Below are 14033 nucleotides of genomic sequence, written 5' to 3'. Positions count from 1 at the left end.
CATCCCTCGTGCCGCCGTGCGGAACGAGCCGCCTTCTGTCCTCACCCGGATGCGGCCTGACCGCGGCCCGGTCCGTCAGAGCGGCTGCGCACTGAGGATGCCGGTCTCATCGCGCGTCCAGTGGAGGTTCGAACTGTCGCGGAACCACATGCCGGCGATCGTGCGCTTCTTCGACTTCGTGACGGGGCGGATCTCCTCATCGAACGACCGCAGCCGTGACGCGAACGTCCACCCGTAGGCCTCGGCGCTCTCCTCGAGGTAGTACGCACCGGGCGGGAGGATCGTCAGTGTGACCGGACGCCGCTCGATGCCGTTCGCGCCGGTCACCCGCACCATCACGTCGTAGATCGCCTGCTCCGAGGAGTTCACGACGACCGCGCCATACGCCACCGCTTCGTCGTCGACGATGCGCGACGCCACCCACGCGAACACCTGACTCGCCTGCGCCTGCCTCTCGCGAGCGGCGGCGCTGTCGTCGCGCCTCGCCTCGACGGCGAAGAGTCGAGCGGCGTGTCTCGCGCCGACGACGGCGGCGAAGAGGGCACCGACGGCGGTGAGGGCGGTGATGATGTCTGCAAGGGATCCGAGGTTCACCGGGCCGACACTAGGGCTCTGCACGCGCGACCCAGGACGACCAGCCGCGAAGCTCGGTAGAGCATCCCGGCATTTTGCGAGGGTCTGGTCTGCACCACCGAGTACAAGTACAATTGCACTCGCGACGAGAGGTGCCGCCGGTGCCTCGGAGAAGAGTCACGACATGCCCGAGACCCACGCGAAAGCCGCCGCCCCGATCGGCCCGACGACGCATGGACGCCGCAGAACATTGGCGTCGGCGCCTCTGATCGATCGCGGACTCGTACACGAATGGCACGAGCGCAACAGGCAAGTCACACTGCCGCACGGCATCCGGATGCTGGAGGAATACGGCACCCTCGACAACCTGCGGCGGCTCACGGGCGAGTCCGATGCCGAGTTCCGGGGCATGCTCTTCGCCGACTCCGACATCTACAAGACCCTCGAAGCGGCGGCATGGGAGCTCGGACGCGAGGACGATGCCGAGCTGAGGGCGTTCTTCGACGCCACGGTCTCACTCATCGAGCGCGCCCAGCAGGACGACGGCTATCTCGATTCGGCCTACCTCGCTCGCGAGGATCGACAGCCGTGGAGCGACTTCGCGCAGGGCCATGAGCTCTACTGCCTCGGGCACCTGATCCAGGCCGCGGTCGGTGCGCACCGCGCGATCGGCGACGACCGACTGCTGCGGGTCGCGGAGCGCTTCGTCGACCACGTCGTCTCTCGTCTCGGCGCCGACGACGCGGTCGAGTACTGCGGGCATCCGCTCATCGAGGCCGCGCTGGTCGAGCTGCACCGCACGACCGGTGTCGACGCGCCGCTCGCGCTCGCCGACGCGTTCGTGCGTCGACGTGGCTCCGGATTCCTCGGCGGCGTGACCTTCGGTGCCGAGTACTACCAGGACGAGCAGCCTGCCCTGCACGCCACCCGCATGCGCGGGCATGCCGTGCGAGCGCTCTACCTGAACCAGGGCATCACCGACCTCTACCTCGAGACCGGCGACGCCACGATGCTCGACACGATGCGCACCCAGTGGGACGACCTCGTCTCCCGGCGCATGTACGTCACGGGCGGCACCGGAGCCCGACACGAGGACGAGGCGTTCGGCGAGGCTTTCGAGCTGCCGCCGGATCGCGCGTACGCCGAGACCTGCGCGGGAGTCGCCCTGTTCGGGTGGGCGTGGCGCATGTACCTCGCGACCGGCGAGGCCCGATTCATGGATGTCGGCGAGACCGCCCTCTACAACGTCGTCGCGGCGGGCATCTCGACCCGCGGCGACTCGTTCACCTACGTCAATCCGCTGCAGGTGCGCAACGAACGCCCCTATGGGGGAGCCGATCCGGCCGGGCGTCGCCGCTGGTTCAGCTGCGCGTGCTGCCCGCCGAACCTCATGCGCACGTTCGCGTCGCTCGAACACCACGTCGCGGCGGAACGCCCCGACGGGCTCGACATCGTGCTCTACGCCTCGGCCACCGTGCACGCGCACGGCGCAGCGGTCACGATCGACACGGCGTACCCGGCCGAGGGCAGCATCCGCCTGAGCGTGCGCGGAGACGCCGAAGAAGGACGCGGACGACTCGCCCTCCGCATCCCGGAATGGGTGTCGGGGCGGACGGTCACGCTGCTCCGCGACGGCGAGACCGTGGATGCGGTCGTGGAGGACGGGTGGCTCGTCGTCGACGGCGCACTCGTCGACGGCGCCGAACTCGACCTGCGGCTGCCGGTGGAGGTCGACGTCATCCACCCCCATCCGCTCATCGACGCGGTGCGCGGAACCGTCGCCGTTCGCCGCGGACCGGTCGTCTACTGCGCGGTCGGCGATGTCGACGGCCTGACCGTAGACGCCGATGCCCTGGCAGCCACCGACGGGGACGGGGAGGGCGCGGACGGGTCGCGCGGGGACGGGCCGGGCGCGGACGGGTCGGGCGCGGACGGGTCGGGCAGCGGGGTCCGAGGACTCCTCGGCCCACGGATCACGGTCGCCGCGCACCGGCTGCAGACCGACTCGCGAGCGCTGTATTCACACGAGGCCGATCGCGCAGCATCCGAGGAGATCGTCGTCGAGCTGCGACCGTTCGCCGAATTCGACGGCGGCACGGCGATGCGGGTGTGGATGCCGACGCGGGGGCGCTGACCACAGGTTTCCGCGCGGCCGCAGCACCCCTCCCCCGCGCCAGACCACGCGGTGCGGGGCCACAAACGCACCGGAAACAGCCGCCCGAGATGCGAAACTGACCCCGCATCCTACGGAATCGCGCGCAGGATGCAGAACTGGCCCCGCACCGTGGAACCGGGGCTCGCGACGCGAAGCCGCCGCCGATCGATCCGTGCGGGGTCACAAACGCACCGGGCACAGCCGCCCGAGATGCGAAACTGACCCCGCATCCCACGGAACCGGGGCCTGGGGTGCGAAAGTGACCCCGCACGATGGGGCAGGAGCGGATCCGCGGCGGATCAGGCCGGATGCGCGGCGGATCCGCGCCGGATCAGGGCACGATCAGGATGCCGTCGACCCGTCGCGCGATGCCGAGCGGGTTCGCCTCTTTCAGCGCATCCGGCAGCAGGCTCTCGGGGACGTTCTGGTACGCCACCGGTCGCAGGAATCGAGTGATGGCGGCCATGCCCACGGAGGTCGTGCCGACGGCGGTCGTCGCGGGGTACGGGCCGCCGTGCTGCTGCGCCCAGGTGACCGACACTCCGGTGGGCCACTGGTTCCAGAGCACTCGCCCCGCCCGCTCCGACAGCTTGGGGAGAAGGTCGGCCGCGATCTCATCGTCGTCCTCGCCGATGATCGTCGCGGTCAGCTGTCCTTCGAGCCGGTCGGCGATCTCGAGCAGCTCGCTCTCGTCGTCATAGGTCACCACGAGCGCCGCGGGACCGAACATCTCGCTCATCAGCGTGTGCATCTCGGCACTCAGCGTCTCGATCGACGTGGCGAGCAGCACCGGAGACGGCGCACCGCCATCGGCGTCAGCTCCGCCATCCGCCCCGGCGGAGAGCGTGCGCACTCCGGCGACTCCCCTGGTCGAGGCGAGCGAGTCACGGAAACCGCTCTCGATGCCGCCGTTCAACAGCGCCGACGCGGCGGGCAGCTGCTGGGCTTCGAGCTCCGAGACGATCGACGAGCCCGCCGGCACGAAGAGCACTCCGGGCTTGGTGCAGAGCTGTCCTGCACTGCCGGTGACCGAGGCGACGAAGTCGCGGGCGATTCCGGCGGCATCCCGCTCGGCCGCACGCCGGGTCACGAACGCGGGGTTCGTGCTGCCGAGTTCTCCGTAGAACGGAATCGGCTCGGGCCGGCTCGATGCGATGTCGAACAGCGCACGTCCGCCGCGCACCGATCCCGTGAACGCGGCGGCCTTGATGCCCGGCGCTCGCAGCGCGCGCACCCCCGCCTCGGTGCCGTGGATGGTCTGGAACAGCCCCTCGCGGGCACCGGCCGCGGCGAGCGCGTCGACGACCACTGCGGAGGTCGCGTCGGAGAGCTCGGGGTGTCCGTGATGCGCCTTGAGAACCACGGCGTTGCCCGCGGCGAGCGCACTCGCGGTGTCTCCTCCGGCGACGGAGAACGCGAAGGGGAAGTTGCTCGCGGCGAACACGAGCGTCGGCCCGATCGGTTCGAGCTGGCGGCGCAGGTCGGGGCGCGGGGCACCCATCGGCCAGTCGGCGTCGGCGTGGTCGATGCGGGCGTCGAGCCAGAGCCCCTCGGGCAGCATCTCGGCGAACATGCGCAGCTGGAAGCTCGTGCGGCGGAGTTCGCCGCGCAGCCGCGGTTCGGCGAGGTGGGTCTCACGCTGTGCGATCGAGATCAGCTCGTCGGCGTGCTGATCGAGCGCATCCGCGACGGCGACGAGGGCGCGGCTGCGCTCGTCGATGCCCGCCCGCTTCCACTGCTCGGACGCGCGCACCGCACGATCGATGATCCGGTCGACGCTGTCTTCCGACGTGTCGTGCATGGTCATGACTCCTCCTGGTTCGGGTGGTGCGGCACGAGCGCGGCGAGATCGCCGAGCGACACGGGCACGCCCACCTGTCGATTGGTCAAGGATTCGAGGGCGGGGGCGTCGACGACGTCTCCGGTGCCGGTGGCGACGAGCTTCGAGAGGGCGAATCCGCACACTCTCCCCTGGCAGAGCCCCATGCCCGGCCGGGCGGTGACCCGGACGTCTCTCGCGTCGTCGGCGCGGAGGGCGTCGACTGCCTCGGTCACCTCGGCGGCGGTGACCTCTTCACAGCGGCAGATGTGGGTCTCGGGGGTGACCCACTCGTCCCAGGCGTCGGGCACGGGGCTCGCCCGGTGCATGCCGACCGCGAAGCGTCGCCCCCGCCGCAGACGTCGACGATGCCGGGCCATGCGTCGCGTGTCGGTCGTGACGCCGAGGTCGCGCGCGACCGCGGAGCCCGCGAGCTCCCCTTCGGCGCACGACGCGATGGCGCCGCCGATGCCGGTGACCTCGCCCGCGGCGAAGACGAGCGGATCGGAGGTGCGCTGGTCGTCGTCGACGTCGACCACGAGCGATCCGTCGACGTCGATGCGGGTGTGCAGTCCGAGGCCGACGGCCAGTTCGAGCTGCGGGGTGAATCCCCATCCGAACGCGACGAGGTCGGCGGTCACGGTGCGCGTCGAGCCAGGGCGCACACGGCCCTTCCCGTCGACGCGGGCGATGTCGACCTCGGATACCCGCCCGTCCCCGCGTACGGCCGTGACGATCGTGCGGGTGCGCAGCGGCACGCGGTGACGCAGGAAGGTGGCGGCGTATCCCACGCCCTCCCACAGCTTGCCCGGCTCCTGCAGCGCCCGCAGCGGAGTGGCCGCCCATCGCGACAGGGCGTTGGCGTCGACGACCTCGACCACCTCGACTCCGGCCTCGGCGAGACCCGCGGCGACCGACAGCAGGAAGGGTCCGGTGCCCGCGACCACGGCGCGACGCCCCGCTCGCACCTGGTTGGCCTTGAGCATCGCCTGCACGCCACCGGCAGCCATGACCCCGGGCAGCGTCCATCCGGGTACGGGCAGCTGTCGGTCATAGGCGCCGGTCGCGATCACGAGTCGACGCGCCCAGGTCGTGCGCTCGGCGAGAGGCAGGGTGTCGGTGCCGCTGACCGCGCTGGTGCGCAGCGCGACCCGGTCGTCGAAGCCGTCGGTGCGCCACACCTGGCGTCCGGCGAGATCCCGGATGCGCCCCGATGCGACGGATGCAGCGAGCCTGTCGCGCAGGTCGGTGTAGTGAGTCCAGTGGTGATGGCCGGTGCTCTCGGGGGCCGAGAACGCGTCGCGATGACGCTCGTCGGGGTGCCGCCAGTACTGGCCACCGGTCTGGCGCCCGGCGTCGATCAGCACGACCTGGAGCCCGTGCTCGGCGGCGACGACCGCCGCGCTCAGTCCCGCGGGGCCCGCGCCCACGACCGCGACGTCGGCGAGGAGCGGAGGCGATGCCGGGATGCTGTGCTCAGACATGAGGCTCCTCAGCGCTCGGGGCGGCGGACGGCGTATGCGGCGCCCCGGCGGTCCCGGGACGCGGGGAAGGCTCGGCGGGAAGGGGCAGCGGTTCGTCGGGGTCGGCGCTCTGCACGCGCTGCCCGGCGCACGCCTCGACGAGGCACGCGCGCTGGCTGCGCACTCCGTCGACCGTCACGAGGCAGTCGAAGCACACTCCGATGCCGCAGAAGAGACCGCGCGGGGCATGGTCGCGTCTCGTCGTGCGCCACGAGACGATGCCGGCCCCCGCGAGGGCGCCGCCGATCGTCTGACCCGGGGTGAACGGCACGGGGGTGCCGTCGAAGTCGAGGCTGTTCACGGGTGCGGTCCCGTCGGCATTCGTCCGGGTCATGCGGCGACGAGTCCTTCGAGTCGGTCGGGGCGGAAAGGGGTCAGATCCATGTCGGTCGGCTGCGACTGCAGCGCCTGGGAGAGCAGCTTGCCGGTGCCGACCGAGAGGCCGACGCCTGCGCCCTCGTGGCCTGCCGCGTGCCAGAGGCCCAGCAGCCGGGCGTCCTCGCCGATCGCCGGGAGGTGATCGGGGCAGTACGGACGGAATCCCGAGTACGCGCGCTGCACGCCCACGTCGCGCAGCGCCGGGAACAGCCCGAGACCGCTCGCGGCGATGCGGGCGACCGCCTCCGCCGAGAACGAGCGGTCGAAGCCGACGCGTTCGCGGCTGGCGCCCAGCAGCACCGTGCCGCTCGGAGTGCCCTCGACGACCGGGGAGACCTGGAGACCCGCATCCGAGCTCGCGACATCGCCGACGTACTCGGCGGCGTAGACCTTGTGGTGCACCGTGATGGGCACGGGCTCGGTGACCAGCACGAAGCCGCGTCGGGGCAGCACGGGCAGATGCACGCCGGCGAGCGCGGCGACCTCGCTGCTCCAGGGGCCCGCGCAGTTGACCACGGCACCGGCCGAGATGCGGCCCGCGGAGGTGTCGACACCGACCACGCGACCGCGGTCGGCGAGGATGCCGTGCACCGAGGTTCTGGTGCGCAGCTCGGCGCCGTGCGCGATCGCGAGCCTCAGCAGGTGGTGTGTGGCCAGCAGGGGCTGCACCTGCGCGTCGTCGGGGTAGAACGCACCGCCGACGAGCGCGGGGTTGAGGTAGGGCTCGGCCTCGCGCAGCCCCGCATTGCCGTCGATGAGCTCGGCGCGGATGCCGAGTTCGCGCTGGTGCTCGACGAGAGCCGCGAGGCCCGCCATGCTGCCCGCGCTTCCGGCCACGACGAGGCCGCCCTTGGATTCGAACTCCCACAGCTCCGCGTGCTCGGCGAGATCCTCGCGCCACACGCGCTGGGAGTAGAGCGACAGCTCGAGTTCGGGGCCCACCTCCTTGTCGGAGACGAGGATGTTGCCCTCGCACCGGCTGCTGGTTCCCGAGGCGATCGACCCGCGCTCGACGACGATCGTCCGCAGCCCGGATGCCGCCGCGAAGTACGCCGTCGCGGCACCGACGACTCCCGCCCCGACGATCACGACGTCGGCGCGTGCTGTCGATCGAGCCACTAGCCGTTCGCCTCCGCGGGGTGGGGTTCGCCCACCGTGTGCCCCGACCAGTCGCCGCGCACGTGCTCGATGTGGGAGAAGACCAGGTCGCGTGCCTTCACCGCGTCCCGCGCCGCGATCGCGTCCATGATCGTGTGGTGCTCCTTGGCGGAGCTGGTGAGGTGCCCGCGCTCGTACAGCTCGGCGAGGCCGAACAGACGGGTCTGCGAGCGCAGCGACTGGATGAGCTGCGTGAGCCGGGCATTGCCCGCATACTGCAGGATCGCGAGGTGGAAGTCGCTGTCGGCGCTGAGGTACTCGACGAGGTCGCCGCGTTCTGCCGCGACCACGATCTCCTCGGCCTTGCCGCGAAGGTCGGGGAACGCGGATTCCGGGATCAGCGGCGTCGCCTTCTCGACCGCGGGCGGCTCGAGGAACAGCCGCAGCTCGGTGACCTCGGCCAGGTCGTGCTGTGAGACCTCGGTCACGCGGAAGCCGCGGTTGGGCATCGCGACGACGAGGCCCTCGCGCACCAGGTCGAGCATCGCCTCGCGGATCGGGGTGGCCGACGTGCCGAACTCCTCGCCCAGACTCGGCGCCGAGTACACACGTCCCGGCTGCATCTCGCCGCTGATGATCGCCGAGCGCAGGGCACGGGTGACCGTGTCGCGAACACTGGGCTGCTTGCTGAGCCGTACGAGGCTGCGCGTGTCACTTCCGGACATCTGTGTTCCCTCTCCGAGGCGATGCATCGGCGCCCCGCGCCGACTTCAGGATCCGCGCCACGACGGCGAGATCCTCCCAGCTCATTCCGACGCCCGTGTAGACAGCCGGTCGAGCGTCACGGCGCACGAACGCACCCGCGATCAACTCTCGCAGATTCGTCACACGCTGCGCACCTGCCTGCCAGTCCGCGAGGCCCCGGGCCTGCAGCAGGTTGCCGTTCTCGCGGAACGCCGAGGCCCGCGCCTCGACGACCAGATCGGCGTCGGTCACCAGGTCGGCCGACAGCTCGCGGTGCGCCGCGCCGTGCGAACCGATCGCCGCGATCACGGCATGATCGCCGACGTCGCGTCGGCCGACGACCGGGGTGCTCGACGAGGTCGCCGTCACGACGACGTCGGCGGCGCGCAGCTCCGCCGCCTCTGCGGAGGCGGCCCGCGCCCGGATGCCGTCGGCGTCGAGCCGCTCGACCAGTTCGGCCGCGCGGTGCGGCGTGCGGCCCACGATGCTCACCTCGCCGACCGGCAGGAGGTCGGCGAGCGTGCGCACGTGCGCCTCGGCCTGCGGCCCCGAGCCGAGCACGGCGAGCGAGCCGATGCCCTGCTGCGGTCCGCGCGGGTCGGCCTGCAGCATCGCCCGGATCGCGACCGCCGTGACGGCGGGCGTGCGCAGCGTGGTGAGGCGTGCACCCTCGAGGATCGCGAGAGGGCTCAGCGTCTCGGCGTCGAACACCAGGTACCAGGCCTGGATCTTCGGCAGCCCGCGCTCGGTGTTGCGCGGAGCGACGGTCACGACCTTGATGCCCGCGTGCTCGGACGACTGGGTCGGCATGAGCAGGAACTCTCCGCTGTCGAGCGGGCTGAACAGCCGCGGGGCGTCGGACTCGATGTCGACCCCGTCGCGCAGCGCGGCCTCGATGGCGTCGGCCGCGCCACGACGGTCGATCGCGGAGTCGATCTCGTCGACGCCGATCACCGGCACGGAGTCCGCGGGCACAGGGGTCACAGCACGAAACCCTGCGGGAAGGGGTCGCTCGGGTCGAGCATGTACTGGGCGGTGCCCGTCACCCACGCGCGTCCCGTGATGGTCGGGATGACCGCGGGGATGCCGGCGACCTCGGTCGTCTCGACGAGGCGGCCCGTGAAGCTCGTGCCGATGAACGACTCGTTGACGAAATCCTGCTCGAGGGGCAGCTCGCCGCGTGCGTGCAGCTGCGCCATGCGCGCACTCGTGCCGGTGCCGCACGGCGAGCGGTCGAACCAGCCGGGGTGGATGGCCATGGCGTGCCGCGAGTGCAGCGCGGTGGATCCCGGCGCCTTCAGATACACGTGGTGGCATCCGCGGATCGTCGGATCGACCGGATGCACCGGCTCGCCCTCCGCCTCGATCGCGTGCATGATCGCGAGCCCCGCCGAGAGCAGCTCGCCCTTGTGCGCACGGTCGAAGGGCAGGCCGATCTGCTCGAGCGAGACGATCGCGTAGAAGTTGCCGCCGAAGGCGAGGTCGTACTCGACGGCCCCGATGCCCGGCACGTCGACGACCTGATCGAGCGCCACGACGAACGAGGGCACGTTGCGCAGCGTGACGCTGTCGGCGTGGCCGTCGGAGACGTGCACCTCGGCGATCACGAGACCTGCCGGGGTGTCGAGACGGATCGTGGTGACCGGCTCGACGACCGGCACCATGCCCGTCTCGACGAGCACCGTCGCCACTCCGATCGTGCCGTGCCCGCACATGGGCAGACACCCCGACACCTCGATGTAGAGCACGCCGAAATCGGCATCCGGTCGCGTCGGCGGCTGCAGGATCGCTCCGCTCATGGCGCTGTGACCGCGGGGCTCGTTCATGAGCAGCAGACGCAGGTCATCGCTGTTCGCCATGAACCACTGCCGACGCTCCTCCATGGTCGACCCCGGCATCGCTCCGACGCCGCCGACGATCACGCGCGTCGGCATCCCCTCGGTGTGGGAGTCGACGGCGTGGAAGACGCGTTGTGCTCGCATGTGGTGTGTCTCCGGATCAGCGGTAGCCCTTGGCCAGAACGGCCTCGGTGTCGGCGATGATACGCGTGCGCACCTCGTCGGGGAGCGGCAAGCGCGGCGGGCGCGTCGTGATGCCCGCGGGGGCGACACCCGCGACCTCCTGCGACAGCTTGATGGCCTGCACGAACCAGGTCTTCGAGTCCCAGCGCAGCAGCGGGTGCAGGTCGCGGTACATCTCGTGCGCCTTGGCCCAGCTGGCAGGGTCGCCCGAGGTCGACAGCTCGTACAGCTCGACGGTGGATGCCGGGATGGCGTTGGGGTAGCCGGCGACCCAGCCGACCGCGCCGTTGATGCCGAGCTCGAGCACCACGTCGTCGGAGCCGATCGAGATGTCGAGGCCCGGTGCGAGCTCGCGGATCGCGTAGGCGTTGCGCACATCGCCCGAGAACTCCTTGACCGAGACGATCAGGCCCTCGTCGAACAGCCGCGCCAGCAGCTCGGGGCGCAGGTCGATCTTGGTGTCGATCGGGTTGTTGTACGCGAGGATCGGCAGGCCGACCGCAGCGACGCGACGGTAGTGGTCGACGACCTCGTCGTCGCTCGCGCGGTAGGCGTTCGGGGGCAGCAGCATGACGGCGGGGGCACCGTGCTCGGCGGCGTGCTCGGTGTACATCACGCTCTCCAGCGCTCCGTAGGCGCCGACGCCCGGGATCACGGCCACGCCCTCGGGAGCCGCCTCGACGGCGGTGAGGTACACGCGCTTGCGCTCCTCGACGGTGAGCGTCTGGTATTCACCGAGCGAGCCGTTGGGGATGATGCCGGTCACGCCGTTGTCCGTCGTGAAGCGGATGTGCTCGGCGTACGCGTCGTAGTTGACGGAGAGGTCGGGGTTGATCGGCAGGGTCGTGGCGAGGTTGACGCCGTGCCACGGCTTCTTTTCGGTCATGAGTCAGAACTCCTGTGCTGTCGGCGCCCCTCGGCACCAGAGTGAGTGGTGAGTACAATTGCAATGTTAGTCGTCGAAGCCGTTCCTGTCCACGGCACGCGGGCATCCATCATGAGGCGTCCCCGCGAGCGGGCAGGATCAGCCGCTGACGGGCCTCCTCATTGCCCGCACGGTCGGTCGCCGCGAACTCGATCACCTGCTCGTCGTCCGACAGCGCACGCACGAAGGCCTCCTGGAACGTCGCCCAGAACGTGCCGGGCCCCTCCCACTGGATGCGCTCGACTCCCGACACCTCGTCTGTGGCCGTCAGCGTGATCTCGACGCTGGAACCGAGCCGCCGCACGGTCGCCCGCGAGACCGGCGCACCCGTGTCGACGGCGATGTCCAGCGCGGCGTGGCCCACCGCGCCCGAGGCATCGGTCGCGCGTGCGCGCACACGGTGCTCGCCGTCTCCCGGCAGCGGGAAGGGCGCCGTGTACGGCATCCACTCCCCGTCGCCCACCGAGACCTCCACCCGCAGACCCCCGACACCCGCGAGGTCTTCCGCGGTCACGGCGATCGTGGGCACCTCGGTGAACCAGCCGGAGGGCGCGGGCTGCACCCCGGTCGTGATCGCGATCGAGGGGGCGATCGGCGCGTCCGCGAGAGCGCCGGGCACGAACCACTCGACCGCGAGGATGCCGTCGGCACCTGCGCTCTCCCGCCATGTCACGGCGGTCGTCTCGGTCCCTGCGTCGGGGTCTGCGGAGATCTCGGTCACCGTGCTGCCGACGTGCGGGCCGAGGCCGTCGATGTCGGCCGTGGCGGCCGCCCGCAGCACCTCGACGAGCTCGCTGTGCGACAGCAGTCCGTCGCGGCGAGCGACGGTCGCGGTCTCTCCCACCCGGTCGAGGAACTCGGCGCGGCTCGCGGGCGCCGGGGTCCGCCACACGTCGTCGAGCAGCGAGGTGCCGTCGTGGCGCACCCGCACCGGCACCTCGGTGTCGGCGCCCACGAACCCGATCTCGGCTCCCAAGGCCCGCACATACATGTGGTACCGCTCGTCGCTGCCCGTCCAGACCGGCTCGAACCGCACGCCGGCGATGTGCACGGCGCCCTCGGAACGCAGTGCAGCCTCGACCGCATCCACGGAGGTGGCGCCGGCTCCCTCGCCGGAGGTGGCGCCGTCGACGCGCACCGAGCCGTCGAGCCGGCGTCGCTGCGCGAGCGCGAGGTCGAGCGTGGTCGTCGCCTCGGAGCGCGCGACCAGCACCGTCGGCCCGAACTCGATCGACTGCAGCGCAGGGTCGTCGGGGGTCGGCACGGCACGCAGTGCGGCGCGGGTCTCGATGCGCAGCACCTCGCCGCGCGACCACGGCCGCCGCACGACCAGGTGACCGTCGTCGACCGGAGCGGTGATCGTCTCACCGGTGGTCGCATCCGCCGTGGCCTTCAACCGCAGGGTCGGCGTCTCGACGGCCCACTCGGGCACGCGGATGCGCAGGGTCAGCGTGGTCCCGTCGACGAACTCGTCGCCGTCGATGTGCATCTCGGTGACGCCGCCCAGAGGCTGGGTCGTCTGCATCCGCACCGTGGCGCGCTGCTCACGCCAGTCGAGCGTGGCCGACGTGAAGAGCGTGACCCACAGCTCCGCATCGGCATCCGCACCCGCCGACGTGAAGAAGACCGTGTCCTGGTACTTGACGTGGTTCTCGAGCCCCGTGCCGCCGCAGCAGGTGCCGATGTTGTCGTACTCGGCGACCGTGCCCGGGTTCACGGGGAACATGTAGGCGACCTCAGGACTCGTGTCGGAGTCGACGTCGCGCCGCGAGGCGAGGATGTGGTTCAGCAGGCCCCGCTCGTAGTAGGCCATGAACCGCGCATCGCGTGTCAGCGCGAACAGGTGGCGTGCGATCTTGAGCAGGTTGTAGGTGGCGCAGGTCTCGGCGTTGCGGTGCCCGATGTCGCCGGCGACGGTGGCCGGTGGCCCCCACAGCTCGCTCTCGCCGGTGCCGCCGTGCGCGAACGTGCGCCCCGGCACGATCTGGTCCCAGAGTCCGAGCACGGCATCGAGGTAGCGCCGATCGCCCGTGAGGTCGTACTCGTGCAGGTAGCCGATGAGCTGCGGCAGATGCTGGTTCGCGTGCATGTCGGTGAGCACGTCGCGCCGCTCGACGCCCGCGGCGATCAGGTCGTCCTGGTCGAACAGACGCGCGACGTCGAGGAACAGCGGCTCGTCGGCGACGACGCTCAGCCGCGCCATCGTCTCGTTCATGCCGCCGTACTCTCCGGCGATGTAGAGCGACCACATGCGCTGGATGCGCTCGTGGTCGAGGCGTGTCAGGCGGTGCGCGACCCAGTGCCCCATCGACACGGCGATGTCGCGCGCCTCGGCATTGCCCGCGAGCTCGTAGGCGTCGAGCAGCCCGGCCATGATCTTGTGGGTCGTGTAGTACGGCGCCCAGATCTCGCCGTACGGCGCATAGTCCTCGAGCCGCGAGAACTGCCACTCGCCGTACGCGGCCAGGAATCCCGGATGCGAGTAGCGGCCGGTCGCGGCGAGCGCGCGCTGCACCTCGCCGAGCCCTGCGACGAACTCGTCGACCTTCGCACGCAGCGCCTCGTCGCGCTCGCCCGCGTAGGCGAGCGAGAGCATCGAGAGGAAGTGCCCCGCGTAGTGGCCGCGCAGCAGGTTGGCGGTCTGCGCGTTCTCCCGACCCGGGTAGTCGTGCTCGCCCCACGACTGCTCGCGCGGGTGACCGAAGTCCTCCCAGTTGCCGGGAGCCAGAGCGCCCCGGGTGTCGAGCCCGGCGTTCGCGCGGAAGACCGCGAGCAGGCGATCGACCGGATACACGCG

General features: G+C 71.1%; 11 protein-coding genes. 1 reads left to right on the top strand and 10 read right to left on the bottom strand.

Translation table 11 applies throughout. The features are described from left to right. Window positions 1-75: 75 nt before the first annotated feature. On the bottom strand, window positions 76-594 hold the full coding sequence (locus tag RWO82_RS12050) for a hypothetical protein (protein ID WP_314427317.1): 519 nt from the start codon (window positions 592-594) through the stop codon (window positions 76-78). 163 nt (window positions 595-757) lie between these two features. On the opposite strand from RWO82_RS12050, the gene RWO82_RS12045 reads away from it, so the two are divergent. Next, complete coding sequence (locus RWO82_RS12045) at window positions 758-2707, top strand: beta-L-arabinofuranosidase domain-containing protein (RefSeq protein ID WP_314427314.1); 1950 nt, start codon at window positions 758-760, stop codon at window positions 2705-2707. 352 nt (window positions 2708-3059) lie between these two features. Here the strand turns inward: RWO82_RS12045 and RWO82_RS12040 are convergent, their stop codons facing one another. From RWO82_RS12040 to RWO82_RS12000, 9 genes are all read right to left on the bottom strand, one after another. Next, window positions 3060-4535 (bottom strand): aldehyde dehydrogenase (NADP(+)), encoded by a 1476-nt coding sequence (locus RWO82_RS12040; protein WP_314427312.1) that lies wholly within the window; start codon window positions 4533-4535, stop codon window positions 3060-3062. Further along, the gene (locus RWO82_RS12035) at window positions 4532-6031 is read right to left on the bottom strand and encodes an NAD(P)/FAD-dependent oxidoreductase (protein WP_314427310.1); all 1500 of its coding nucleotides are present in this window, start codon (window positions 6029-6031) and stop codon (window positions 4532-4534) included. The genes RWO82_RS12040 and RWO82_RS12035 overlap by 4 nt, the downstream gene beginning before the upstream one ends. After that, window positions 6024-6404, bottom strand: a complete 381-nt coding sequence (locus RWO82_RS12030) for a (2Fe-2S)-binding protein (protein ID WP_314427307.1) — start codon at window positions 6402-6404, stop codon at window positions 6024-6026. The genes RWO82_RS12035 and RWO82_RS12030 overlap by 8 nt, the downstream gene beginning before the upstream one ends. After that, on the bottom strand, window positions 6401-7567 hold the full coding sequence (locus RWO82_RS12025) for an FAD-binding oxidoreductase (protein WP_314427305.1): 1167 nt from the start codon (window positions 7565-7567) through the stop codon (window positions 6401-6403). The genes RWO82_RS12030 and RWO82_RS12025 overlap by 4 nt, the downstream gene beginning before the upstream one ends. Continuing rightward, window positions 7567-8271: a GntR family transcriptional regulator gene (locus RWO82_RS12020; RefSeq protein WP_314427303.1), complete on the bottom strand. Its 705-nt coding sequence runs from the start codon at window positions 8269-8271 to the stop codon at window positions 7567-7569. Before RWO82_RS12020 ends, RWO82_RS12025 begins: the two co-directional genes overlap by 1 nt. Next, on the bottom strand, window positions 8258-9274 hold the full coding sequence (locus RWO82_RS12015; RefSeq protein ID WP_314427301.1) for an ornithine cyclodeaminase family protein: 1017 nt from the start codon (window positions 9272-9274) through the stop codon (window positions 8258-8260). Before RWO82_RS12015 ends, RWO82_RS12020 begins: the two co-directional genes overlap by 14 nt. Beyond that, entirely contained in the window at window positions 9271-10272 is a 1002-nt protein-coding gene (locus tag RWO82_RS12010) for a proline racemase family protein (RefSeq protein WP_314427299.1), read from the bottom strand. The genes RWO82_RS12015 and RWO82_RS12010 overlap by 4 nt, the downstream gene beginning before the upstream one ends. A 16-nt stretch (window positions 10273-10288) precedes the next feature. Further along, window positions 10289-11197: a dihydrodipicolinate synthase family protein gene (locus RWO82_RS12005; RefSeq protein WP_314427297.1), complete on the bottom strand. Its 909-nt coding sequence runs from the start codon at window positions 11195-11197 to the stop codon at window positions 10289-10291. Window positions 11198-11306: 109 nt separating this feature from the next. After that, window positions 11307-14033: beta-L-arabinofuranosidase domain-containing protein (locus RWO82_RS12000; RefSeq protein ID WP_314427295.1), on the bottom strand; the 2727-nt coding region annotated here is incomplete at its 5' end.

Origin of the sequence: uncultured Microbacterium sp., assembly GCF_963521645.1 — a bacterium.
GTDB lineage: Bacteria > Actinomycetota > Actinomycetes > Actinomycetales > Microbacteriaceae > Microbacterium.
The sequence above is the reverse complement of the archived record's forward strand: the minus strand, read 5'-3'. Positions and strand labels throughout refer to the sequence as shown.

Excerpts from the sequence above, each read along its gene's own strand:
- RWO82_RS12045 (WP_314427314.1), top strand. The coding sequence starts at position 758 with ATGCCCGAGACCCACGCGAAAGCCGCCGCCCCGATCGGCCCGACGACG.
- RWO82_RS12040 (WP_314427312.1), bottom strand. The coding sequence starts at position 4,535 with ATGACCATGCACGACACGTCGGAAGACAGCGTCGACCGGATCATCGAT.
- RWO82_RS12035 (WP_314427310.1), bottom strand. The coding sequence starts at position 6,031 with ATGTCTGAGCACAGCATCCCGGCATCGCCTCCGCTCCTCGCCGACGTC.
- RWO82_RS12030 (WP_314427307.1), bottom strand. The coding sequence starts at position 6,404 with ATGACCCGGACGAATGCCGACGGGACCGCACCCGTGAACAGCCTCGAC.
- RWO82_RS12020 (WP_314427303.1), bottom strand. The coding sequence starts at position 8,271 with ATGTCCGGAAGTGACACGCGCAGCCTCGTACGGCTCAGCAAGCAGCCC.
- RWO82_RS12010 (WP_314427299.1), bottom strand. The coding sequence starts at position 10,272 with ATGCGAGCACAACGCGTCTTCCACGCCGTCGACTCCCACACCGAGGGG.
- RWO82_RS12005 (WP_314427297.1), bottom strand. The coding sequence starts at position 11,197 with ATGACCGAAAAGAAGCCGTGGCACGGCGTCAACCTCGCCACGACCCTG.